This window comes from Streptomyces sp. NPDC002676, from assembly GCF_053592455.1.
The window spans coordinates 1-23,098 of sequence record NZ_JBSFVT010000031.1; the positions used below are offsets into that span (position 1 = coordinate 1).

Annotated in this window: 16 protein-coding genes and 4 pseudogenes; 12 read left to right on the plus strand and 8 right to left on the minus strand. The window is 68.7% G+C overall.

What is annotated here, in order from left to right; translation table 11 throughout:
- Both ACWD3E_RS40025 and ACWD3E_RS40030 read right to left on the minus strand, forming a co-directional pair.
- Positions 1–923, minus strand: a 923-nt coding sequence (locus tag ACWD3E_RS40025) for a non-reducing end alpha-L-arabinofuranosidase family hydrolase (RefSeq protein WP_451392411.1), incomplete at its 3' end; no start/stop codon positions are given.
- 452 nt (positions 924–1,375) lie between these two features.
- Positions 1,376–2,851, minus strand: a complete 1,476-nt coding sequence (locus ACWD3E_RS40030; RefSeq protein ID WP_451392412.1) for a GH39 family glycosyl hydrolase — start codon at positions 2,849–2,851, stop codon at positions 1,376–1,378.
- Positions 2,852–3,415: 564 nt separating this feature from the next.
- On the opposite strand from ACWD3E_RS40030, the gene ACWD3E_RS40035 reads away from it, so the two are divergent.
- The 7 genes from ACWD3E_RS40035 (at position 3,416) to ACWD3E_RS40065 (ending at position 11,574) form a co-directional block, all read left to right on the plus strand.
- Entirely contained in the window at positions 3,416–4,489 is a 1,074-nt protein-coding gene (locus tag ACWD3E_RS40035) for a LacI family DNA-binding transcriptional regulator (RefSeq protein ID WP_451392413.1), read from the plus strand.
- A 126-nt stretch (positions 4,490–4,615) separates the two neighbouring features.
- The gene (locus ACWD3E_RS40040) at positions 4,616–5,923 is read left to right on the plus strand and encodes an extracellular solute-binding protein (RefSeq protein WP_451392414.1); all 1,308 of its coding nucleotides are present in this window, start codon (positions 4,616–4,618) and stop codon (positions 5,921–5,923) included.
- 6 nt (positions 5,924–5,929) lie between these two features.
- The gene (locus ACWD3E_RS40045; RefSeq protein ID WP_451392446.1) at positions 5,930–6,922 is read left to right on the plus strand and encodes a carbohydrate ABC transporter permease; all 993 of its coding nucleotides are present in this window, start codon (positions 5,930–5,932) and stop codon (positions 6,920–6,922) included.
- Positions 6,923–7,002: 80 nt separating this feature from the next.
- Positions 7,003–7,767, plus strand: a complete 765-nt coding sequence (locus tag ACWD3E_RS40050) for a carbohydrate ABC transporter permease (protein WP_451392447.1) — start codon at positions 7,003–7,005, stop codon at positions 7,765–7,767.
- A 52-nt stretch (positions 7,768–7,819) separates the two neighbouring features.
- The gene (locus ACWD3E_RS40055) at positions 7,820–10,051 is read left to right on the plus strand and encodes a beta-glucosidase (protein WP_451392415.1); all 2,232 of its coding nucleotides are present in this window, start codon (positions 7,820–7,822) and stop codon (positions 10,049–10,051) included.
- Between the two features lie 61 nt (positions 10,052–10,112).
- Entirely contained in the window at positions 10,113–11,168 is a 1,056-nt protein-coding gene (locus ACWD3E_RS40060; RefSeq protein WP_451392416.1) for an endo-1,4-beta-xylanase, read from the plus strand.
- Positions 11,152–11,574 (plus strand): hypothetical protein, encoded by a 423-nt coding sequence (locus ACWD3E_RS40065; RefSeq protein ID WP_451392417.1) that lies wholly within the window; start codon positions 11,152–11,154, stop codon positions 11,572–11,574. Before ACWD3E_RS40060 ends, ACWD3E_RS40065 begins: the two co-directional genes overlap by 17 nt.
- Before the next feature lie 8 nt (positions 11,575–11,582).
- Here the strand turns inward: ACWD3E_RS40065 and ACWD3E_RS40070 are convergent.
- Together ACWD3E_RS40070 and ACWD3E_RS40075 are read right to left on the minus strand one after the other, a co-directional pair.
- Positions 11,583–12,980: pseudogene (locus tag ACWD3E_RS40070) on the minus strand (GH1 family beta-glucosidase).
- Positions 12,981–12,988: 8 nt separating this feature from the next.
- Positions 12,989–13,309: pseudogene (locus tag ACWD3E_RS40075) on the minus strand (carbohydrate ABC transporter permease); the annotation flags it as partial.
- 466 nt (positions 13,310–13,775) lie between these two features.
- On the opposite strand from ACWD3E_RS40075, the gene ACWD3E_RS40080 reads away from it, so the two are divergent.
- From ACWD3E_RS40080 to ACWD3E_RS40090, 3 genes are all read left to right on the plus strand, one after another.
- Positions 13,776–14,831: a LacI family DNA-binding transcriptional regulator gene (locus ACWD3E_RS40080; protein WP_451392418.1), complete on the plus strand. Its 1,056-nt coding sequence runs from the start codon at positions 13,776–13,778 to the stop codon at positions 14,829–14,831.
- A gap of 240 nt (positions 14,832–15,071) precedes the next feature.
- On the plus strand, positions 15,072–15,755 hold the full coding sequence (locus ACWD3E_RS40085) for a glycoside hydrolase family 11 protein (protein WP_451392419.1): 684 nt from the start codon (positions 15,072–15,074) through the stop codon (positions 15,753–15,755).
- Between the two features lie 79 nt (positions 15,756–15,834).
- Positions 15,835–16,545, plus strand: coding sequence for a polysaccharide deacetylase family protein (locus ACWD3E_RS40090; RefSeq protein ID WP_451392420.1), 711 nt, complete (start codon positions 15,835–15,837; stop codon positions 16,543–16,545).
- Positions 16,546–16,622: 77 nt separating this feature from the next.
- On the opposite strand, the gene ACWD3E_RS40095 is transcribed toward ACWD3E_RS40090, so the two are convergent.
- Entirely contained in the window at positions 16,623–17,741 is a 1,119-nt protein-coding gene (locus tag ACWD3E_RS40095; RefSeq protein WP_451392421.1) for a GH12 family glycosyl hydrolase domain-containing protein, read from the minus strand.
- 479 nt (positions 17,742–18,220) lie between these two features.
- On the opposite strand from ACWD3E_RS40095, the gene ACWD3E_RS40100 reads away from it, so the two are divergent.
- Together ACWD3E_RS40100 and ACWD3E_RS40105 are read left to right on the plus strand one after the other, a co-directional pair.
- Complete coding sequence (locus ACWD3E_RS40100; RefSeq protein WP_451392422.1) at positions 18,221–19,951, plus strand: glycoside hydrolase family 6 protein; 1,731 nt, start codon at positions 18,221–18,223, stop codon at positions 19,949–19,951.
- Between the two features lie 242 nt (positions 19,952–20,193).
- Positions 20,194–20,589: pseudogene (locus tag ACWD3E_RS40105) on the plus strand (integrase); the annotation flags it as partial.
- Positions 20,590–20,685: 96 nt separating this feature from the next.
- Here the strand turns inward: ACWD3E_RS40105 and ACWD3E_RS40110 are convergent.
- The 3 genes and pseudogenes from ACWD3E_RS40110 to ACWD3E_RS40120 all read right to left on the minus strand — a co-directional run.
- Positions 20,686–21,416: pseudogene (locus ACWD3E_RS40110) on the minus strand (IS5 family transposase); the annotation flags it as partial.
- A gap of 60 nt (positions 21,417–21,476) precedes the next feature.
- Positions 21,477–22,463, minus strand: a complete 987-nt coding sequence (locus ACWD3E_RS40115; protein WP_451392423.1) for an NAD(P)H-dependent flavin oxidoreductase — start codon at positions 22,461–22,463, stop codon at positions 21,477–21,479.
- 136 nt (positions 22,464–22,599) lie between these two features.
- Positions 22,600–23,067 (minus strand): VOC family protein, encoded by a 468-nt coding sequence (locus ACWD3E_RS40120; protein ID WP_451392424.1) that lies wholly within the window; start codon positions 23,065–23,067, stop codon positions 22,600–22,602.
- Positions 23,068–23,098 lie beyond the last annotated feature (31 nt).

Consider the following 23,098-nt stretch of genomic DNA (forward strand, 5'->3'; position numbering starts at 1 on the left):
ATCGGGCCGGTGGGGGATTCAGTCTTGGGGATGCTGCCGGTGAACAGCGGCTGCGGCGCGGACCAGCCGTCGGGGTCGGTGGGGTCGCTCGACGTGCGGTAGATGAAGGGCCACGGACCCCACTGGGACGCCAGCACCCAGATCTTCTTGGGCGCGAAGTAGAACAGGGTGGGCGCAACCGCCTTCTGGCTCATGCCGGTCTGGCGGGCCGACGCCATGTCCGACCAGTTCGTGAAGGGCCTGAACATCATCGAGCCGTAGGCCGATCCCGAGTAGTTCGACCCGTAGACCAGGTGCTTGCCGTTGTAGGTCACGTTGGTGAAGTCCTTCAGAGAGGCCCACCCGTTCGCCGGCTGTGCCAGCGCACCCGTCGACGTCCATCGGTACGTCGACGGCAGAGAGCAGGTGCCGCCGCCCGGCGTCGCGGACAGGCCTGTCCATTTCTGGTTGCTTCCGCCGTTGCACGTCCAGAGCTCCACCGCCGTGCCGTTGGCCGTACCGGCGCCGGTGACGTCCAGGCACAGCCCGGATTCCACGCCGACGAGCGTGCCGTCGGAATTCACCCGCCACTGCTGGTTCGCACCGCCGCTGCAAGTCCAGATCTGCACCTGGGTACCGGCCGCGGTGGCGTGGCCCGGAACATCCAGACACTTGTTGCCGTACACGGTCAGCTGGTTGCTGTCCGTCCATGTCCACTGCTGGTTGGTGCCGCCCGAGCAGTCCCAGATCTGCGGGTAGGTGCCGTCGGCCTGGCTGGCGTTCGGTACGTCGAGACACCGGCCGGAACCCACACCGCGTAAGGCGCCGCTGGTGGCGGCCTGAGCCGGGTAGGCGACGAGCGTCGCCGCCAGCAGGAGCAGGGCCGCGACGCTGGCGGCGAACACCGCGGGCAGATGTCTGCGGCTCAAAACTCGTCTGGGCATGGGGACCTCGTCATCCTTGCGTGAGCGGCTCCGGTTGGCCCCGTCAGGGACTGCCCGGACTGTTGACGCGAAACACATGGATGCGGGCATGTCATAGGCGTCGTGCGGCATGCCCCTTGCGGCTCGGTGGTTGCGGTGGTGCGACCCGCGGTGCTCTGCTGTGCGAGTGGAGTGACTTCTTGGTTCTGGGTTCGATATCTCGAACGAAGGTTGAAATATCGAGCAACTTGGATGGTAGGGAACCAAAGAGCAGCGTCAATACCTGCTGGAATCCGGCCCGCGCCAACATCCTGGCCGGCTTGCGCCGTTGGCGGCGAAACGCCGTGCGCCCGGGATGCCTCGCTCACCGTTGGGCAACGGGTCCATAGCGCGGTGAACTGAATGGCAGCGATGACGGCGGCTGCCGTGGGCCCGGGAGAGCGGGCCCGTGCCCAGCTCGGCCGTGCGCACGTTCACGGGGCACTGCCGAGGAGCCGGCTCTCGTCCCACCAGGGAGGCGTCTCGTCGCGGACCGGGTCGAACTCGACCAGCGTCACTTCGTGGCGGGCCAGCGCGAGATCGAGGTCGACCATGCCGTCCCGCGCGGTCTCCCGGCTGTGCGTACGCGCAGGTTCGGCGGCCTCGTGCAGCCGGTCGAGCCGGCGCAGGTCCGGGGAGCGGGGGCTGCCCATGCGCCGCCACGCCGTGTACGCGTTGCCGCGCTCCTCGTCGACGGACGACCGCAGGGTGAACACCTCGCCCGGACCGGTCGGCACCGAGAGGCGTACCCGGTGCCCGTCCATGTCCACCGGTGCCCACGCGAGCACCGCCACCCGCCCGTCGGCGTGCCGCGTCACGAGATGGTCGGCACCGCGCGCAAGTACCTCCTCGCCCGTGCGCGCCATAAACGCATAGAGGTGGTACGTCGGCTTCTTCACCTGCCGGTGGGTGAGCAGCCCGAACCCGCCGTGGAACAGCGCGGTCGGTACGCCCGTCTCCTCGAACATGTCGCTGAACGTCCAGTACGAGAAGGAGTCCGCGTACTCCCCGCCCGCCGCGACGACCGGAGCCAGGTACGCGGCATGGAAGGCGGTGTCGTGGATCGGGTTGTCCGGCCGGTAGGAGGAGTTGAACTCGGTTATGTGGACCGGGAGGTGGGCAAGTCCCGTGTCCTTGAGGGCGCGCCGGGGCTGACCGAACTGGTCGAGCAGCCCCTGCGCCGGGCCCAGCGTCTGATGCACCCCGAACGGCACATACTGGGCTGGCCCCGACGTGTACGCGTGCCGGGACACGAAGTCGACCGGCACCTCCCGTGCCTCGGCGAACGCGGCGAACCGCCCGATCCAGTCGTCCGCGCCGGGTGACACGGCGGGGCCGCCCACCTGCAGCGACGCGTCGATCGCCTTGATGGTGTGCGCGGTCATCTCGTACAGGCGGTGATATGCCTGCTCGTCGGCGTCCTCCCAGAAGTCCGGGAGGTTCGGCTCGTTCCACACCTCGATCGGCCAGGTGCGTACCTCGTCGAGCCCGTAGCGGTCCACGAGATGGCGGACCGTCGTCCGTACGAGGTCCACCCATTCCCTGTACGAGGACGGCGGCGTGACGTTGCCGCCCCACCAGAACACCGTCTGGTCGCCTGACGCCAACTCGCCTGGCATGAAGCCGAGTTCGAGGAACGGCCGGATGCCGAGTTCCAGATAGCTGTCGATGACCTGATCGACGTACGTGAACGCATGGTGCACCCGCCGCTCGCCTTGCCACTCGTACGGGCGGTACACCCCCATGCCGTCACTGAGCAGCCCGTGCCCCCGGATGTACCCGAAGCCGATCTCGCGCTGCACCAGGGCAAGGGACTCCCGGTGGTCGCGACGCAGCGCAAGGTCCATGCGGCCCGTGCCGACGCAGGTCCGCCACGGGGCGGCGGCGATCATGGTGGAGGAGGAACTCATGCTGGGCCTTTCGTCTCACGGGCAGTGCGCAGCCGGGAAAGGCGGTATCGAGAACGAGGACCGAGAAGTTCCGAGAATATTCCGGAAACAACACTGCAACCTAGGACCGCTCCCGGACCCTGTCAATGGGGCGCGTACGTACGGGAGTTGGCCGGAATGCCGAAAGGCCTTCACACCCCCGGACCGATGCCGCAGCGTTCCTGACCTCCATGGGGGGCCTGGTGACCGCCTTCGGCCTGCCCCCGAGCGAAACGGAGTGACACCGGCCGCCGCTCGACGAATCGGATGACTTCGACACCTTCTGGCACGAGCCGCTGGCATCCGCCGCGCACCCCGATGCGCCGCTTACCCCACGCTCGGGTACGTCGAGGAGGCTCCCCTTCGCCCGGCGCGCCCAGGCCCCCGCCCGCATCTGCGTCGGCCTGCGCGGGATCCTGAAGCCGCCCGGCGCGTAGATTCGAGGCCGATGTTCGGCGGGTCGTACTGGCGGAGGGCTTGACCGGCGACCGGTCGACGGCATGTCCTACGGTTTCCGGAAGGAGGGCGTAGACCTTCCGGGAGCACATGTCGACGGAGGAGGGGAATGTGGCCGGGGAGGGCGCTCAGCGCAAGACAGCCACGCGGAGCCCGGACGGGCCGGCCAAGGTGACGATCACCGAGATCGCGCGGGAGGCCGGCGTCTCGGTGCCGACCGTCTCGCGGGTCGTCAACGGGCGCTCCGACGTCTCGCCCGCCACCCGGGCCCGGGTCGAGGACCTGCTGCACCGGCACGGCTACCGGCGCAGGCCCACGGGCGACCGGGCGGCCCTGCTCGACCTGGTCTTCAACGATCTGGACAGCCCGTGGGCCGTGGAGATCATCCGGGGCGTGGAGGAGGTCGCCCACGAGGCGGGAGTCGGCACCGTCGTCTCCGCGATCCACGACCGGGCGGGCGCCGCGCGCCAGTGGATGACCAATCTGCGGGCCCGCGCCTCGGACGGCGTGATCCTGGTGACCTCGGCCCTGGAGCCGGGCCTGCACGACGAACTGCGGCGTCTGGGCGTTCCGTTGGTGGTGATCGACCCGGCCGGATCACCCGCCACCGAGGCGCCGACCGTCGGCGCCACCAACTGGGCGGGCGGCATGGCGGCCACCGAGTATCTGCTGCACCTCGGGCACCGGCGCATCGGGTTCATCGAGGGCCCGCCGCGGCTGCTGTGCTCCCGGGCCCGGCTCGACGGCTACCGGGCCGCGCTCGACGTCGCGGGCGTGCCGACCGCCGACGAACTCATCGTGCCCGGCGACTTTTACCACGAGTCCGGCTTCACGGGCGCGGGCCGCCTGCTCGACCTGGCCGACCCGCCGACCGCGATCTTCGCGGCCAGTGACCAGATGGCGCTCGGCGCGATCGAGGCACTGCGGCGGCGCGGCCTCAGGGTGCCCGAGGACATGAGCATCGTCGGCTTCGACGACCTGCCGGAGGTGCGCTGGTCGGCGCCGCCGCTGACGACAGTGCGCCAACCTCTCGCGGACATGGGCAAGTTGGCGGCACGCTCGGTCCTCGATCTCGCACGCTCGGTCGCCCCCGCCTCGCCACGGGTCGAACTGGCGACGGAACTCGTGGTCAGGGCCAGTACGGCAGCGCCGCGCCAAGCGTAACGGAACATAATACTCCGGGGGTGTCAACGGCCCTTTTTGTCAAGGCCGTTGACACCCCCGACGCATGCCCGTAATTTCCGTGGCCACCTCCCCGATAATTTGCGGATCTCTTCCGGAAGGTGTGCCATGCCTGACACTGCCCCTTCTTCTCTCTCCCGTCGCCGCTTCCTCGGAGTGGTCTCCGTCGCGGGTCTGGGCACCGCCGTGCTCACGTCGTGCGGGAGCTCCGACTCCGGCGGCGGCAAGGACAGCCAGGGCAGGACCGTTGTCGAGTGGTGGCACATCCAGACCACGGAGCCCGGCAAGCACTTGTGGCCCCAGCAGGCCAAGGCGTACGAGAAGGCGCATCCCAAGGTCAAGATCAAGCTCGTGCCGCTGGAGAACGACGCCTTCAAGTCGAAGATGACAGCCCTCGTTGCTACGGGAAAGCTGCCCGACCTGTACAACACCTGGGGCGGTGGCGTCCTCAAGCAGCAGGTCGACGCAGGTCTCACCGAGGACATCACCGACCAGGTCAAGGACTGGATCGGCGACCTGGTGCCCGCCTCGCGCAAGGCGTACGAGTTCGACGGCAGGACCTACGCCGTTCCGGTCGACATCGGAGCCGTCGGCTTCTGGTACAACAAGGCGCTCTTCAAGCAGGCCAAGATCGCCGCCCCGCCCACGACCTGGGCCGAACTCCTCGACGCCGTCAAGAAGCTCAAGACCGCCGGCATCACCCCGATCGCTCTCGCCGGCAAGGAGAAGTGGCCCGGCATGTACTACTGGGCGTATCTGGCGATCCGTATCGCCGGGGTCGACGGCATGCAGAAGGCCGCGGAGGCGAAGGACTTCAGCGGCGACGACTTCGTCAAGGCGGGCGAGCACCTCAAGGAACTCGTGGAGCTGCAGCCGTTCCAGAAGGGCTTCCTGGGTGCCGCGTACCCGGGGCCGACCGGTGAGGCAGCCACCATGGGCAACGCCAAGGCGGCCATGGAACTGATGGGCCAGTGGGCGCCCAATACGCAGAAGTCGGAGGGCAAGGGCATCGGCTCCGACCTCGGCTTCTTCCCCTTCCCGGCGGTGGGCGGCGGCAAGGGCAAGTCCACCGACGTCTTCGGCGGTGGCGGCGGCTACGCGCTGCGCAAGGGCGGGCCCAAGGAGGCCCTCGACTTCCTGAAGTGGTTCGTCGGCCCCGAGAGCGACAGCAGGCTCGTCAGGGAAGGCGGGATGATCCCGGTGAACACGAAGGCCCGGGACGCCCTCACCGATCCCAACCTCAAGGCAGTCTCCGACCTGCTGAACGCCGCCACGGCCTTCCAGCTCTACCTCGACCAGGCCTACCCGCCGGCCGTCGGCCAGGAGGTCAACGACTCGGTGGCCGCGCTCATCGCGGGCTCCAAGTCCCCGCAACAGGTGGCCCGTTCCATCACCCAGGTTGCGAAGAGTCAGTAGATGACGATGACTTCGACCCAGATCGAGGACGCGGGACCCGCTCTGCGAGAGGGGGCGCCGACCGGTCAGGTGAGGAACCGGCGGCCGGTGGCCCGCCGGGTGCGCGACTGGCTGACCGCCTTCCTGTTCACCGTCCCCGGGCTCGCTCTGTTCCTCGTGTTCGTGGCGATCCCGATCCTGTACGCGGGATACGTCTCCTTCTTCAACTGGGGTGGTTTCGGCTCGCCTTCGGACTTCGTGGGCGTGGACAACTTCACCCGCCTGTTCCAGGACCCGGTGTTCCTCGGCGACCTGTGGCGCGGCCTGCTCCTGGTGGGGCTCTCGCTCGGCCTGCAACTCCCGTTCGCGCTTGGCATGGCCGTGCTCCTCAACCAGAAACTGCGCGGCCGCGCCGTCTACCGGATGCTGTTCTTCGCCCCGTACGTCCTGTCGGAAGTCATCACCGGCGTGCTGTTCTCGATGATCTTCGCGCCGGACAGCGGGCTCGCCGACAAGGTGCTCGGCGCCGTCGGCCTCGACGGCGCCGGCGGCCTCTGGTTCGCCGGCCAGAACACCGTCCTGGCGACCCTCTTCCTGGTCATGACCTGGAAGTACTTCGGATTCCACATGATGCTGCTCCTAGCGGGGCTCCAGGGCATTCCGGCCGAACTGACGGAAGCCGCCCGCCTCGACGGGGCGAACGCCTGGCAGCGTTTCCGCCACATCACCCTGCCCCTGCTCGGACCGACGATCCGGATGAGCATCTTCCTGTCCGTGATCGGCGCGATCCAGCTCTTCGACCTGGTGTGGGTGGTGACACAGGGCGGACCCGACCACCACTCCGAGACCATGGCGGTCACGATGTTCCAGTTCGGCTTCAAGCGCTACCAGATGGGGTACGCCAGCGCGATCTCGATCGTCATGTTCCTCATCAGCCTCGTCTTCGCGCTCTTCTACCAGCGCTATGTGCTGCGCCGCGACACCGAAGGCGCCCTCACGAACATGCGAGGATCCCGATGACGGCCCCGGCTCCGGCTGCACGGCGACGCAGCTTCAAGTCCCTGCCCCTGTACGTGACGGTATGGCTGATCGGCGTCGTCATGGTGACGCCGCTGCTGTACGCGCTCATTTCCGGCTTCAAGTCCACCGACCAGCTCTCCGGCAACTCGTTCGGCCTGCCGTCCCCGTGGGTGACGAAGAACTACTCCGACATCCTCAAGGACAGCGCGTTCTGGCGCATGCTCGGCTCGTCGACCCTGATCGCCGTCGCGACCACCGTGCTGACGGTGGGTGCCGCTGCGCTCGCCGCGTTCGCTCTCGCCCGATTCGCCTTCCGGGGACGGGAGGCGCTCTTCACTCTCTTCACGGTCGGCCTGATGTTCCCGTTCGCGGTGGCGATCCTGCCGCTGTTCGTGCTCCTGCGCACGTTCGGACTGCTCGACAACCCGTGGGGCGTGATCCTGCCGCAGGCCGCGTTCGGGCTGCCCATGACCGTGGTCATCCTGCGCAACTTCTTCCGGGAGATCCCCGGCGAACTGGAGGAGGCAGCCACGCTCGACGGCTGCTCCGCGTTCGGCTTCTTCTGGCGGGTCCTGCTGCCGATGGCGCGGCCCGCGCTCGGCACCGTCTCCGTCCTCGCCGTGGTGACCAGCTGGAACAACTTCCTGCTCCCACTGCTCGTCTTCAGCGAACCCACCTGGTGGACGATCCCGGTCGGCGTCCAGCAGTTCCAGGGCCAGTACTCCAGCGACACCGCCCGCATCTTCGCCTACCTGGTCCTGTCCATGGCACCTGCGCTGGCCTTCTACGCGCTGGCCGAACGGCAGTTGATCGGCGGCATCACAGTGGGCGCGACCAAGGGCTGACACCGCAGTCGGTCGTCAACACCCCCTATTCACAGCATACTTGAGGAGTTCCATGGTTCAGCCATGGCAGGACACCACCCTGTCCGCGCAAGCCCGGGCGGCGGACCTGCTCGCCCGGATGACCCGCGAGGAGAAGACCGCCCAGCTGTCCAGTGTCTGGCTCGGCAGCTCCGCAGACGAAACAGCGGGCGCAGAGGTCGCCCCCGGCCAGAACGCGTACGCCAACCGCAGCGCCGCCCTGGACACGTTGCTCCCGTACGGGGTCGGCCAGCTGACCCGCCCCTTCGGCACCGTTCCCGTGGATCCGGCAGAAGGCGCCGCCCGCCTCGCCGAACTGCAGCGCACCATCCGCGCGGGCAACCGGTTCGAGCTGCCCGCGCTCGCCCACGAGGAGTGCCTGACCGGCTTCACCGCCTGGCAGGCCACCGTCTTCCCGACCCCGCTAGCCTGGGGCGCCACCTTCGACCCCGCGCTGATCACGGACATGGCCCAGGCGATCGGTACATCGATGCGCGCGGTCGGCATCCACCAGGGCCTCGCCCCGGTCCTGGACGTCGTACGGGATCCACGCTGGGGCCGCACCGAGGAGACCATCGGCGAGGACCCCTATCTCGTCGGCACGATCGGTTCCGCGTACGTACGCGGCCTGGAAACTGCCGGCATCGTTGCGACGCTCAAGCACTTCGCCGCGTACTCGGCCTCCCGAGCCGCCCGCAACCACGCGCCCGCGTCGATCGGGCCGCGCGAACTCGCGGACGTCATCCTGCCGCCGTTCGAGATGGCGATCCGCGACGGCGGCGCCCGCTCCGTGATGCCCTCCTACAACGACATCGACGGCCTGCCCGCCCACGCTCACCAGATGCTGCTCACTCACATCCTTCGCGAACAATGGGAGTTCGGTGGCACCGTGGTCTCGGACTACTACGGTGTCTCGCTCCTCGAAGAGGCGCACCGGGTCGCGGACGGGGAGCCCGGCGCGGCGCGGCTCGCCCTCGCCGCGGGCGTCGACGTGGAGCTGCCCGCCGCCCGCTGCTTCAGCCTGACGGACCCGCTCCCCGAGGGTCTGCTCGACCGGGCCGCGCTGCGCGTCCTGACCCAGAAGTGCGAACTGGGGCTGCTCGACGCCGACGGGGAGCCCGGCACCGGGGGTGTGCCCGTCGACCTGAACCCGCCGCACATGCGGGAGCTGGCGAGGAGGGTCGCCGAGGAGTCGGTCGTGCTGCTCGCCAACGACGCCGGAACGTTGCCACTGAGTGACGGGCTGCGGATCGCCGTCGTCGGGCCGCTCGCCGACGAGCAGGCCGCCATGATGGGCTGCTACACCTTCCCCAGGCACGTGGGCGTGCATCACCCCGAACTCCCCGTCGGTGTCGAGGTGTTGACGCTGGCCCAGGCGCTGCAGGCGGAATTCCCGGGCGCCGAGTTCGTCGACGAGCCGGCCGGCGCGGATGTGGTGCTCGCCGTGGTCGGGGACCGCTCCGGCCTGTTCGGACGCGGCTCGTCGGGCGAGGGCTGCGACGCCGAGGACCTGGAACTGCCCTACGGGCAGGGGCAATTGCTGGACGAGATCACGGCGTCCGGCGCTCCGTTCATCGTCGTCGTCCTCAGTGGGCGGCCCTACGCGCTGGGCCGCTGGGCCGCTCGGGCCGCGGCCGTCGTCCAGGCGTTCTTCCCGGGGCAGGAGGGCGGCCCGGCCGTCGCCGGCGTCCTCTCCGGGCGTGTGGAGCCGTCGGGGCGACTGCCGATCGCGGTGCCGCGCAGCCCCGGCGGTCAGCCCGCCCCGTACCTCGCGCCGCCGCTCGCCCGGAACGGCTTCCCCAGCACGGTCGACCCGACCCCCCTCTACCCGTTCGGCCACGGCCTGTCGTACACCACCTTCGCCTGGGAGGCCCCCCAGTGCGAGAGCCCCGAACTCCCCACCGACGGCGAGACCTCGATCCGCCTCACTGTCCGTAACACCGGCGACCGGCCGGGCACCGAGATCGTCCAGCTCTACCTCCACGACCCGCTCGCCACCGTCGCCCAGCCCGATGTCCGGCTCGTCGGCTACGCCCGGGTGCCGCTCGACGCGGGGGCGTCCGCCGAGGTCCACGCCACCTTCCCGGCTGACCTGGCCGCGTACACCGGAGCCGACGGACGCCGCGTCGTCGAACCCGGCGCCCTCGAACTGCGCCTCGCCAACTCCAGCGCACACGCCCACCACACCGTGCCGCTCACCCTGACGGGCCCGGTCTGCGAGGTCGGGCACGAGCGGCGGCTGCGCTGCGAGGTGCGTGTCAAGTAGCCGCGTCGGCTCAAGCGCAAGGTCAACCACCGTAGCCGCAAGCTAGTTGAGGAGATCCACGATGCGCTCCACTCGTGTCCGAACCGCCGCGCTCGCCGCCGCGGCAGCCCTTCTGGCGGGGCTCGCCGTCGCCCCGGCCGCCCACGCGGGCACCCACCGGCACACCGCCGACCCCACCCTCGGCCAACTCGCCGAACGCACCGGCCGCTACTTCGGCGCCGCCGTCGACAACCCGGAACTCGCCGACACCCCGTACGCCGACCTGCTCGGCAAGGAGTTCGACGCCACCACCCCTGGCAACGGCATGAAGTGGTACGCCACCGAACCGCTGCGTGGCGTCTTCGACTTCACCGCGGGCGACGAGATCGTGAACTACGCGAAGGCCAAGGGCCTGAAGGTGCGCGGCCACAACCTCCTGTGGCACCAGCAGCTGCCGGACTGGCTCACGTCCGGCACCTGGACCAAGGACGAACTGCGCTCCATCCTCAAGAACCACATCACGCACGTCGTCAAGCACTACAAGGGCAAGGTCTTCGCCTGGGACGTCGCCAACGAGATCATGAACGAGGACGGCACCTACCGGGAGAACATCTTCTACAAGACGATCGGCCCGTCCTACATCGCTGACGCGCTGCGCTGGGCCCACGCCGCCGACCCCAAGGTCAAGCTCTATCTGAACGACTACAACGTCGAGGCCGTAGGCCCCAAGTCCGACGCCTACTACACGCTGATCAAGCGGCTCAAGGCCGACCACGTCCCGATCGACGGGTTCGGCATGCAGGCGCATCTGGCGCTGCAGTACGGATTCCCGGACCAGATGCAGCAGAACATCCAGCGCTTCGCCGACCTAGGCGTCGACGTCGCGATCACCGAGCTGGACATCCGCATGACCCTGCCGTCCGACGCGGCCAAACTGGCCCAACAGGCCGACTGGTACGGCAAGGTGACCGACGCCTGCCTCGCCATGAAGCGCTGCGTCGGCATCACCCTGTGGGGCTACTCCGACAAGCACTCGTGGATCCCCGCGGTCTTCCCGGGCGAGGGCGCGGCCCTGCCCTGGGACGAGAACCTCGCACACAAGCCCGCGTACGACGCGATCCGTGAGGCTCTGCGGTAGACCTGGGGCGCGCGCAGCCAGAGCCTCCCCGCAGGCACCGAACCTCGGCTGGAACCGGCTGGCCGTCGAGGACCTGTTCGCACAGGCGCTGTCGGAGCTGCGTCGCGCCCACCAGGCCCTGCCGGTCGGCGCGGACAACGAAGCGAATCTGGCGGCGATGGCCGACCTGTGGTTCGGCTCCAGCCACGACCGGGGCGACAGTGGGCGCGCGACCAGCTTCCTCCTGGTGCCCTGGCTGGCATCGGCCGCGGAGGAGGAGCTGATGGCGCGCGTGGCGTCGGATATGTGGATGCCCGGCAGCGGTCGGCTGCGCGCCTTGTCGTCCGCGGCGGACGCGGCACGCGGCGCGGCCGCCCGCGTGGTCCGCGAGGTGCGGCCGGACCCGACGGCGTACGCGCCGCACTGACCCCGCGCTCAGCCCCGGTGGGCGGCGATCAGTTCCCGGTACCAGTGGTAGCTGTCCTTCGGGGTGCGGGTGAGCGTGTCGTAGTCGACGAGGACGATCCCGAACCGCTTCGCGTAGCCAAGGGCCCACGCGAAGTTGTCCAGGAGCGACCAGACGTAGTAGCCGCGTACGTCGGCACCCGCGTCCATGGCGGCCCGCAGCGCCGACAGGTGCTCGGCCAGGTACGTGACCCGGCCGCTGTCGTGGACGCTGCCGTCGTCCGCGACGTCGTCGTGCTCGGCGGTGCCGTTCTCGGTGATGTGGATCGGCGGCAGCGCGTTGCCGTAGCGGTCCTTGAGGCCGGTGAGCAGCCGCGTGAACGTGTCGGGGACGACCGGCCAGCCCATCGCGTTGCGCCGTACGCCCGGCCAGGCGCGCTCCGCGTACCGGGTGTCGGTGGCGACGCGCAGCGCCGGGTCGGCCTCCCGGTGGGGTGCCTCGGCGACCAGGGTGGGCCGGTGGTAGTTGACGCCGAGCAAGTCCAGTGGCTCGGCGATGAGGGGGAGGTCGGCGTCGCGCCGGAAGTCCTGGCGGGTGATCAGTTCGCCCCAGGTGTCCGTCTCCGACTCCGGGTAGCGGCCCGCGGGGATCGGGTCCGTCCACACCAGGTTGTGCTGGGTGCCGGCGCGCAGGGCGGCGCCCCGGTCGGCGGTGCTGTCGGAGGCCGGGACGTCGAAGTCGGGGTTGAGCGTGATGCCGACCTCGCGCACCCCGGCCGCGCGCAGTGCCCCGACGGCCAGGCTGTGGCCGACGAGCAGGTGGTGGGCGGCGGCGAGGGCGTCGGTGCCCTCCTGGGCGCCGGGTGCGTGGCGGCCGACGGCGTAGCCGAGGAGGGCGCTGCACCAGGGCTCGTTGAGGGTGATCCAGCGCGGGATGCGGTCGCCGAGGCGCTCGGCGACGATCGCCGTGTACTCGGCGAACCGCTCGGCGCTCTCGCGGACCTGCCAGCCGCCTTCGTCCTCCAGGGCCTGTGGCAGGTCCCAGTGGTAGAGGGTGGCGGCCGGTTCGATCCCGGCGTCGAGGAGGTCGTCGACGAGACGGGAGTAGAAGTCCAGGCCCTTCCGGTTGGCCGGGCCCTTGCCGGTGGGCTGGATGCGGGGCCAGGCGATCGAGAAGCGCTACGAGTCGACGCCGAGGCCGCGCAGCAGAGCCACGTCCTCGGGGTGGCGGTGGTAGTGGTCGCAGGCCACATCCCCGGTGTCGCCGCGATCGACGCGGCCCGGGGTGTGGCTGTGGGTGTCCCAGATGGAGGGGCCGCGCCCGTCCTCGTTCACCGCCCCCTCGATCTGGTACGCGGCCGTCGCCGCACCGAATACGAAGCCGGGAGGGAACGCGGGCAGACCGGGGGTGCCGGGGAAGTCGCTCATGAGGGGCCTTACTTGACGGAGCCGCCGGTGATGCCGGCGGCGATGTACTTCTGGGCGAGAACGAGCAGCACGGCGGCGGGGATCGCCGAGAGGACGGAGGGGGCCATGACGGAGCCCCAGTCGCCGACGTGGGCGCCGATGTACTGGTAGATGCCGAGGGTGACGGGCTTGACGTCGTCGGTGGTGTTGAGGGTGAGCGCGAACATGAAGTGGCTCCACGCGTACAGGAACGCGAACAGGCCGGCAGTGATCAGTGAGTTGCGGCTCATCGGCAGCACGACCTGGATGAACGTGCGCAGCCTGCCCGCGCCGTCGACCTCGGCGGCCTCCTGTTGCGTGCAGCCGGTGAGTGCCGCCGTCGCGACGAGCGCGCAGACAACGGTGAACGGGATCACGGCCCGCGGAGTTACTGCTGTCACGGTGATCGCCCTTGCTCGGTCGGGGTGGCCGGCCCCGGCGGAAGGCCCGTGTTCCGTCGGGGGTTCGTATGTCATCCGGATGTTTGTCAACTGGCGTGGCTGATACGTCGTCGGACTGTCGAAGCGCTAGACCTCAGGGGAAGATGACCCTCGGCAAGTGGCCATTGACGACCAGTTCAGCGAGTCGAAGCGCTTCACCATCTGAGGTCACCGGAGCCCTGTCGGTCGCCTGGACACGTCCGCACCCTGGACGCTGTGGCTCTGGGACGCGGACGCCGCGAGGTGATGTCGTCAGGCGCCAAAGGCACCCGAGCCGCGCGTCGAAACCTTTCGAACGATCCACGCATCACCCGGTGCGGGTAGTTGACCGTGCCTTATGCTCCTGGGCATGCGAGAGGACGAGGGCGTTGGTCGCATCACCCTGGCGCAGGTGGCCCAGCTGGCGGGGGTCTCCATTTCGACAGTTTCGAAGGTGCTCAACGGGCGACAGGACGTGGCCGCGCCGACCCGCGCCAAAGTGGAGCGCGTCCTGGACGACAACGCGTACCGCCGTACCACCCGGGCTGCCCGCGAGGCGCCTCTCATCGAGCTTGTCTTCCACGAACTGGAGAGCGTCTGGGCGCTGGAGCTGGTCCGTGGGGTGGAGAAGGTTGCCAAGGCCAACGGCGCCAGCGTGGTGCTCACCGAGAGCGGCACCCGCCAGGCGCCGGGGCCCGAGTGGATCGAGGGCGTGCTGCAGCGCAGTCCGCGCGGTGTGGTGCTGGTCTTCTCGACGCTGCCCGCGGAGGTGAAGCAGCGGCTGCGCTTGCGCTCCATCCCGTTCGTCGTCATCGACCCGGCCGGCGACCCCGACCCTGACGTGCCCTCGGTGGGCTCCGCCAACTGGAACGGGGGCCTGGCCGCCACGAGGCATCTGGTCCAGCTCGGTCACCGTCGCATCGGCATCATCACGGGTCCGGAGGACATGCTCTGCTCGCTGGCTCGCCTCGACGGCTACCGTTCGGCGCTCAGTATGGCGGGTCTGGTGGCGGATCCCGAGCTTGTGCGGTACGGCGACTTCCACGTCGAGGGCGGGCGCGAGCGTGCGGCCGAGCTGCTCGATCTGGACGATCCGCCGACTGCGATCTTCGCGGGCAGCGACCTCCAGGCCCTCGGCGTCCTGGAGGCCGCCCGGCTGCGGGGCCTGCGCGTCCCGCACGATCTGTCCGTGGTCGGCTACGACGACGTACCCCTGGCCCAGTGGTCGAGCCCCGCCCTCACGACGGTCCACCAGCCGCTGCGGGAGATGGCCGAGGGCGCGACCCAGATGCTGCTGCGCCTGCGGTCGCAGGAGCCGGTGGCGACCCGGCTCGAACTGACGACGAGCCTGGTCGTGCGGCAGAGCACGGCGGCGCCCTCCTTCGAAAGAGTTTCGGGCACTCCTTCTGACTGACACTTCGTCATGTTGCCTGCGTCGCGCCTCGCTGAGCCGAGTCTGTTGTGACGTGCGCCAAAGGGCCCTGTGGTCAGGGAAGTTGACGTTCGGGAACAGCGTCATCAGAACTCAAAAGTTTCGTACTCTTTGTCGAAAGAGTTGACAGTCCACAGGCCCGGCACCAACCTATCGACGTCGACAGGCACCTCAATGGCTGTGCAGCCTCTCGCAGGCCCCACCACGAGGAGGCGCATGAACATGCGCGACAAACCCCCCATACCCCCCATGAACCGCCGCACCTTCATCGGCACGGCAGGCGCCCTGGCGGTCGGCGCGGCCACGCTGGCGCTGCCGGGCACCGCGTACGCGGACACGACCATCACGACCAACCAGACCGGCTCCGACAACGGCTACTACTACTCGTTCTGGACCGACGCCCCCGGGACCGTCTCCATGACCCTGTCCTCCGGCGGCAGTTACAGCACCTCGTGGCGGAACACGGGGAACTTCGTGGCAGGCAAGGGCTGGGCCAACGGCTCCCGGCGGACCGTGAACTACTGGGGCTCCTTCAACCCCTCCGGCAACGCCTATCTGTCGCTCTACGGCTGGACGACGAACCCGCTCGTCGAGTACTACATCGTCGACAACTGGGGCACCTACCGGCCCACCGGCGCGTACCAGGGCACCGTCACCAGTGACGGCGGCACTTACGACATGTACCGCACGACGCGGTACAACGCCCCGTCCGTCGAGGGCAACCGCACCTTCGACCAGTACTGGAGCGTCCGACAGTCCAAGCGCACGGGCGGATCCATCACCACCGGGAACCACTTCGACGCATGGGGCCGCGCCGGGATGCGCCTGGGCAGCTTCAAGTACTACATGATCCTGGCGACCGAGGGCTACCAGAGCAGCGGCAGCTCCAACGTCACGGTGGTCTGAGTGAGTTGGGTCTGCCCGCCCGTCGCGTCGGGCAGGCAGGCCCCTCCCCACCCCCGCCTCAGGTTGAAGGAGCATCCGCATGAGAATCCGACCGGGAAGCACGCGACCACATCACTCGTCGCGCTCCCTCATAGCGAAGCTGGCCGTCGTCGCGACGGTGGGCGCGTGCACCCTCGCCGTCGACCCCGGCGCCTCGGCCCAGGCCGCCGCCTGCACCGGTTACGTCGGGCTGACCTTCGATGACGGCCCATCCGCCGGCACGCCGGCGCTGCTCGACGTGCTCCGGCAGAACGGACTGCGAGCCACGATGTTCAACGAGGGGCAGTACGCCGCCGCCAACCCGTCCCTGGTACGGGCACAGGTCACCGCCGGCATGTGGGTCGGCAACCACAGCTACACCCACCCCCACCTGCCCCAACTCGGCCAGGCGCAGATCGACTCCGAGATCTCCCGGACCCAGCAGGCCATCGGCAACGCGGGCGGTGGCACACCCCGGCTGTTCCGTCCCCCGTACGGCGAGACCAACGCCACGGTGAGGAGCGTCGAGGTCAAGTACGGCCTGACCGAGATCCTGTGGGACGTCGACTCGCAGGACTGGAACGGCGCGAGCACCGATGCGATCGCGCAGGCAGCGGCACGGCTCACCAACGGCCAGATCATCCTCATGCACGACTGGGCCGCCAACACACGCGCCGCGATCCCACGCATCGCGCAGGGCCTGGCGGGCCGCGGCCTGTGTGCGGGCATGATCTCCCCGCGGACAGGCCGTGCGGTGGCCCCGGACGGCTGACATCATCCGTCCGGGGCCCGGTGGCGGTGGCGTCACCGATGGACTCGGCGGGACACCAGCAGCCTGCTGCGGACAGGTCAAGCCGTGCTGCAGGAATAGCCGTTCAGGCTGAAGGCCGTCGGCTTGGCGAAGCTGCCGTTGTAGGCGGCCTGGAACCCGAAGGAGACCTGGGCGCCGGGGGAGAGTGACGCGTTGTAGGCGAGGCTGGCGGCTGTCACGGCTCCCGACGAGGGAGAGATGCCGGCGTTCCATGTGCTGGTGATCTGCTGCCCCGCAGGCAGGGTGAACACGAGATGCCAGCCGTCGACCGGGGAGGAACCCGTGTTGGTCAGCGTGATGTCCGCGGTGTAGCCGCCCTGCCATGTGTTCGTGCTGTAGGCCACCTTGCACGCCGTGGGCCCGCTGGGTGTGCCGCTGCCGAGGTCGACGGTCGAGGAGAAGGAGGTGACGGCGAGTCCCGCGCCGTTCTGCCACGGCTCGAACCCTGCCTGAACGCTTGTCAGATACCAGTTGTTCTGGGCGAGCCCGCGGGCGACGGCCTGCCGGGCGAAGTCCATCACGTCGAAGTTCCAGCTGTCGATCGCCGACGGCGCGACGAAGGTCAGGACGTCGTTGGAGCCGTTGTTACCGGACCACAGCTGCCACGGGCGGCCGGCCACGGTGACGGTACCCACCTGCGAGCCCACCGGCTGCACAGCCCCCACACGGTTGAACCAGATCATGATCTCGGTGCGGTTCACCCCGTCGGTGCGGGGCGTGGGGTCGAGCCAGATGTCGTAGGCGGCGTCGTAGATGGCTCCGCTCACGTAGTTGTAGGAGATGCTCGTGGGTGCTGCGGCGATGGAGCTGAGGACGGCCGGGAGGTTCGTCCCGGGGGAGCAGTTGGTGTAGTGGCAGCCGTTGAACACGGACGGGTAGGACTTCGGGGCGCCAGTGGTCGGCACCGAACCGTCGGCCTGGACGACCCGGAAGCCGTTGTCCGTGGCGGAGACACACTGGGGCTCACTCGTGTTCCAGCGGTTGTTCTGTACGACGTAGCGTCCGCCGATCGTGGTGGAGCCGAACTGCTCGCAGACCGCGGTGTCGGCGTGCGATGTCGAAGCGGCGGTGAGCAGCGCCGCGACCGCGACGAGGGTGGTGAGCAGCGCGCTGAGCAAGGCGTGCGCTCTTCGGGGCTGGGGAGCTGACCGGTGCATGCGGATCCTCCGTGTGGGGTGTGGGGAGCCGTGGTGCTTGTTCCTCCGAGGCAGGGGTAACTCGAAGGTGGTCAAGGCTTGAACAGATGGGAGCGCTCCCATAGTGGGGATGCGTGCGGGCGAGGTCAAGGTGTTGAGAAGTTGAATCATTGGAGCCGTGCCAAATAAAGAAAGTGAAGCAACACCCCTGTGCAGTCGGGTGAGTTGGCGATACGGTCCTTCGCACCAGTGGGAGCGCTTCCATCAGTCGACGCGTCTGTCACGGCGCGCCCGGATGCAAGGGCTCGCTCATGCGACATCCCCCGCATTCCTCGCCACCGGCCATCGCCAGGGACGTCCGGGGCTCCGTGACGATCCGATCCGGCGGGGGTTTCTGACCTCCGCCCACGACGGCACCCCACTCCCTCGGCACCGGCCTGTGCGATCACCTGGCCACCCGCACTCCGTCATCACCCCTCAAGGGGAAGGAATCCACGCTCATGAGACGTACTCACCTGTCACTGTTCGTCGCACTGGCGGTGCTCGCCGGATCCTCCGGGGCGGCGCTTCTCGCGGCACCGGCGGGCGCCGCCACCTCCTCGATCCCCTGCTCCGTGGACTACAAGGTGCAGAACCAGTGGGACACCGGCTTCACCGCCGCCGTGACGATCACCAACAATGCGGCCACCAAGTCGAGTTGGTCGCTAAAGTGGTCGTACGCCGGCGACCAGCAGGTCACCAGCGGTTGGAACGCGAAGATCACCCAGGGCGGCGCCGCTGTCACTGTGACCAACGAGAGCTACAACAACACGCTGGCGAGCGGCGGTTCGGTCAGCTTCGGCTTCAACGGCACCTACACCGGTACCAATGCCTTACCCGTCGCCTTCACCCTCGACGGGGTCGCCTGCAACGTCGACGACGGCAGTGGCTCCAGTGGTGGTGGCACAGGCGGCGGAGGTGGGGACGGGGGCACCGGCAACCGGGTCGACAACCCCTACGCCGGGGCCAAGGGGTATGTGGACCCCGAGTGGTCGGGCAAGGCCGCCGCCGAACCCGGTGGCAGCCGTATCGCCCATCAGTCCACCGCCGTCTGGCTCGACCGGATCGCCGCGATCGACGGCGTCAACGGCGGCATGGGCCTGCGCGCTCACCTGGACGAGGCACTCGAGCAGAAGGGCTCCGGCGACCTCGTCATCCAGCTCGTCATCTACGACCTGCCAGGACGCGACTGCGCCGCCCTCGCCTCCAACGGTGAACTCGGGCCGAACGACCTCGACAAGTACAAGAGCCAGTACATCGACCCTATCGCCGTGATCCTCGCCGACCCCAAGTACGCGGGCCTGCGCATCGCCACGGTCATCGAGCCTGACTCGCTGCCCAACCTGGTCACCAACGCGGGCGGCACCAACACGACCACCGACGCCTGCGTGACCATGAAGAGCAACGGCAACTACGAGAAGGGTGTCTCGTACGCCCTGGGCAAGCTCGGCGCCATCCCGAACGTCTACAACTACATCGACGCGGGCCACCACGGCTGGCTCGGCTGGGACACCAACCTCGGCCCGTCCGTGCAGGAGTTCGCCAAGGTCGCCACTTCCAACGGTGCGAGCGTGAACGACGTGGCCGGCTTCATCGTCAACACCGCCAACTACGGCCCCGTCACGGAGCCGAACGTCAAGGTCACGGACACCGTGAACGGGCAGACCGTGCGCCAGTCGAAGTGGGTCGACTGGAACCAGTACGTCGACGAGCAGTCGTATGCGCTCGGTCTGCGGGACAAGCTGATCGCGGCCGGGTTCGACTCAGGCCTCGGCATGCTGATCGACACCTCCCGCGACGGCTGGGGCGGAACCGCCCGGCCCACCGGCCCCGGCCCGCTGACCTCCGTCGACGCCTACGTCAACGGCGGCCGCATCGACCGGCGCGTCCACGTCGGCAACTGGTGCAACCAGAGCGGCGCCGGACTCGGGCAGCGGCCCACCGCGGCCCCGGCCGCCGGTGTCGACGCCTACGTCTGGGTCAAGCCGCCGGGACAGTCCGACGGCTCCAGCACCGCCATCCCCAACGACGAGGGCAAGGGCTTCGACCGGATGTGCGACCCCACGTACGGTGGTAACGCCCGCAACGGCAACAACCCCAGCGGCGCCCTGCCGAACGCGCCGCTGGCCGGGCACTGGTTCTCCGCCCAGTTCCAGCAGCTGATGCAGAACGCCTACCCGCCGCTGCAGTAGTCCTCTGGCGTGGTGTGTGCCCGCCGGGTCCGGTCCTCGCCGAGGGCCGGACCCGGCGGACCGGTCTGCCGGCCCCGAGGTCTTCGGCTCAGCCGAAGACGCGGCGCTGGATCTCGCGGCGACAGTGCGGGTGCCGATAAATCATCCGTCCAGGTCCGGCGCTTGATCGCCGATCTCCGGCCGCGCCTGCCTTCACCCTGTTGTCTCCGTCTGCGCAGGGCATCGACGGCATCATGATCTTCGTGCTGCTGCGCCTTGCGTATCTCGCCGTGACCCACACCTTCGCGTTCCTGCGCCTGTTGTCGATGAGCGACAGAGAGAAGGACGTGGAGATCCTGGCGCTGCGGCACCAGCTGCTGGTCCTGCAGCGCCAGGTCGGCAAGCCCACGTTCACCGACGCCGACCGCGCTGTCCTCGCCGGCCTGCTCCACCACCTCCCCATGGACAAGCTGCGACACCTTCTGCTGCTGGTCCGCCCGGGCACGCTCCTGCGCTGGCATCGCGACCTGCTCAAGCGGCGCCACGCTGCGGCCTGCGTGCTGAAGCGCCGCGGACGTCCGCCGACCATCCGGTCGATCCGGGCCCTGGTCGTGCGTCTGGCGCGGGAGAATGCCTCGTGGGGCTACCGGCGGATCCACTAAGAGGTCCTGACAAAGGCGTTGGACGTGTCGGTGGGTGATCAGGCAGGTAGCGAGGCCGAGGAAGGCTTCGTGGATGTCGTCGCGTCGTTCCCAGCGGATCCGTAGGCGGCGGAATCCGTGCAGCCAGGCGATCGTGCGCTCGACCACCCAGCGGAAGACGCCGAGGCCAGAGCCGTGGGGTGCGCCTCGTTCGGCAATGACCGGACGGACACCGCGCCGCCACAGCAGTCGGCGGTACTTGTCGTGGTCGTAGCCGCGGTCCGCGAGAAGCGCATCCGATCGGCGTCTGGGCCGGCCGACGGCGCCTGCAACGGCGGGGACCTTGTCGAGCAGGGGCAGGAGTTGGGTGACGTCGTTACGGTTTCCGCCGGTCAGCGACACCGCGAGCGGGATGCCCTGCCCGTCGGTGAGGACGTGGTGTTTGCTGCCCGGCCGTGCGCGGTCGACCGGGCTGGGACCGCTTTTGGGCCCCGCCGGGCCGCCCGCACGTGGGAGGAGTCGATCACCGCCCTCGACCAGTCCAGCTTCTTCGCCGACCGCAGCTTCTTCAGCAGCACCAGGTGCAGTTCGTCCCACACACCAGCCTCGTTCCACGCGGCCAGACGGCGCCAGCAGGTCATCCCCGAGCCGAAGCCCAGCTCCTGCGGCAGGTACTCCCACTGGATCCCGGTGTGCAGCACGAACAGGATTCCGCACAGCGCCTGCCGGTCCGGGATCCGAGGCCGCCCCTCCACCAGCTTCGGACCCGGTTCAGGCAGCAACGGCTCGATCAGCGACCACAGTTCATCCGACACGATCCAAGGTCGCGACTGACGTTTCCCCACGAGCAGACCAACGACTACTCAAGCCGAAAATCACATGACCAACGGCTTCTGTTAGGAGCTTTAAGTCAGCAGCGATCGAGGACGTGAGGCCAGGATTGCCTCGGCCTCGTCACCGATCGTCCGGACCACTTCTGCGGCAGGACGGACGGCATCGACGAAGATCGCCGACTGGCCATAGAGAATCGCGCTCGTGTCAGGGTCGGGCGGGCCCTCAACGGGACTGACGTCCTTCGGGGGCGCGAATTCCTCCTTGCGGTCCCGCAGCGTCGCCTCGCGCTCCGACCACTCATCGGTGAACCGATTGCGGCGGACTCGTTCACCGATGGTCGCCGGCCACGGCAGCCCCGACACAATGTCATAGGCCCGCGTCCATACGGTGTCGCCGCCATCACTCTCGACGATCAGGCGCTTGTGGGCATCGCTCACCTCGATCGCTTCGGGCGTGGCGAGAAACGCCGTGCCCAGCCAGGCGCCGTCCGCCCCGGCGGTAAGGACGGCCGCGAGTGTTCGGCCATCGCCAATGCCCCCCGCGGCCAGCACCGGAACATCGGGGTAGCGCCTCACGATCCCGGCCAGGAACGGCAGGAGGCCCATCGTCCCGGTATGGCCACCGGCCTCCGTACCCTGCGCCACGAGGACATCGGCACCCGCGGCGACGGCCGCCTGTGCGTCATCGTAGTTCTGTACCTGGCACATCACCCGGGCTCCCGCGGCCTTGGAGCGAGCAAGCCACGGCTGCGGGTCGGCGAACGACAGCGCGATGACCTCTGGTCGTTCCTCCAGGGCGGCCTCGAATTGCGGTTCGGTGAAGGGGAGGAACGGAGTGATGAAGCCGACTCCGAACGGGAGATGAGTCGTGGCGCGGATGGTCGCGATCTCCGCATGGATCCAGGCAGGCCCTTTCCAGGGATGTGTACCCCCGAAGGAGCCGAGCCCACCGGCCGCGGAGACGGCGGCGGCAAGTGTTCCGCCGCTGTGCATGCCCATCGGGGCTGCCATCACCGGGTAGGTGATGCCGAACATTTCGGTGAATCTCGTGTGCAACATGGATAGACGTTAGCGAACACAGTGGCCCGGCCCACCAGAAGCGCGCCGTCTCGCCCGCGCGACGCTATTCGATCGCAAAGCGGCACCGCGGAGCGCCTGACCGCCGTGTGCGCGCATGCTGATGTTGTGAGTGTGATCAGGAACCAGCGCCGGGCAGCTTCTGCGACAGCTCGATCATGTTGCCCCACGGGTCACGGAAGAACGCCAGTCGCCGGCTGATGTCCTCGATCTCGAAGGGTTCACCAATAAGGTCGACACCACGGCTAGCGAGCTCCGCACGTGCTTCGTCGACATCGTCGACGCGGACGCACATGTGCTGGTAGCCGCCGTGCTGCAGGCTGACTCCCAGGTCGTCGAGGACCTCGTTCGGGAAGGGTACGGGTCCAGCCAGCAGTTCCACATGGAAGTTGTCATCGTTGGGCGGGCAGAGGTACGCGAGCTTCAGCTCACCGTAGGTCCACTCCTGGAGCACTCGGAAGTCCAGCTTCTCCGTGTACCAAGTCTTCGCCTCGTCGTAGTCGGGAACGCGGATACCAACATGGTGACCACTGAAGGACGCAAAGGGGCTTGATGGGTTTTTCGGCGGGTGGGCCGGCATGGGCATCACAATCACTCCTATCCTGCTAGACCATCAG

Excerpts from the sequence above, each read along its gene's own strand:
- ACWD3E_RS40030 (WP_451392412.1), bottom strand. The coding sequence starts at position 2,851 with ATGAGTTCCTCCTCCACCATGATCGCCGCCGCCCCGTGGCGGACCTGC.
- ACWD3E_RS40035 (WP_451392413.1), top strand. The coding sequence starts at position 3,416 with ATGTCGACGGAGGAGGGGAATGTGGCCGGGGAGGGCGCTCAGCGCAAG.
- ACWD3E_RS40040 (WP_451392414.1), top strand. The coding sequence starts at position 4,616 with ATGCCTGACACTGCCCCTTCTTCTCTCTCCCGTCGCCGCTTCCTCGGA.
- ACWD3E_RS40045 (WP_451392446.1), top strand. The coding sequence starts at position 5,930 with ATGACTTCGACCCAGATCGAGGACGCGGGACCCGCTCTGCGAGAGGGG.
- ACWD3E_RS40050 (WP_451392447.1), top strand. The coding sequence starts at position 7,003 with ATGGTGACGCCGCTGCTGTACGCGCTCATTTCCGGCTTCAAGTCCACC.
- ACWD3E_RS40055 (WP_451392415.1), top strand. The coding sequence starts at position 7,820 with ATGGTTCAGCCATGGCAGGACACCACCCTGTCCGCGCAAGCCCGGGCG.
- ACWD3E_RS40060 (WP_451392416.1), top strand. The coding sequence starts at position 10,113 with ATGCGCTCCACTCGTGTCCGAACCGCCGCGCTCGCCGCCGCGGCAGCC.
- ACWD3E_RS40080 (WP_451392418.1), top strand. The coding sequence starts at position 13,776 with ATGCTCCTGGGCATGCGAGAGGACGAGGGCGTTGGTCGCATCACCCTG.
- ACWD3E_RS40085 (WP_451392419.1), top strand. The coding sequence starts at position 15,072 with ATGCGCGACAAACCCCCCATACCCCCCATGAACCGCCGCACCTTCATC.
- ACWD3E_RS40090 (WP_451392420.1), top strand. The coding sequence starts at position 15,835 with ATGAGAATCCGACCGGGAAGCACGCGACCACATCACTCGTCGCGCTCC.
- ACWD3E_RS40095 (WP_451392421.1), bottom strand. The coding sequence starts at position 17,741 with ATGCACCGGTCAGCTCCCCAGCCCCGAAGAGCGCACGCCTTGCTCAGC.
- ACWD3E_RS40100 (WP_451392422.1), top strand. The coding sequence starts at position 18,221 with ATGAGACGTACTCACCTGTCACTGTTCGTCGCACTGGCGGTGCTCGCC.
- ACWD3E_RS40115 (WP_451392423.1), bottom strand. The coding sequence starts at position 22,463 with ATGTTGCACACGAGATTCACCGAAATGTTCGGCATCACCTACCCGGTG.
- ACWD3E_RS40120 (WP_451392424.1), bottom strand. The coding sequence starts at position 23,067 with ATGCCCATGCCGGCCCACCCGCCGAAAAACCCATCAAGCCCCTTTGCG.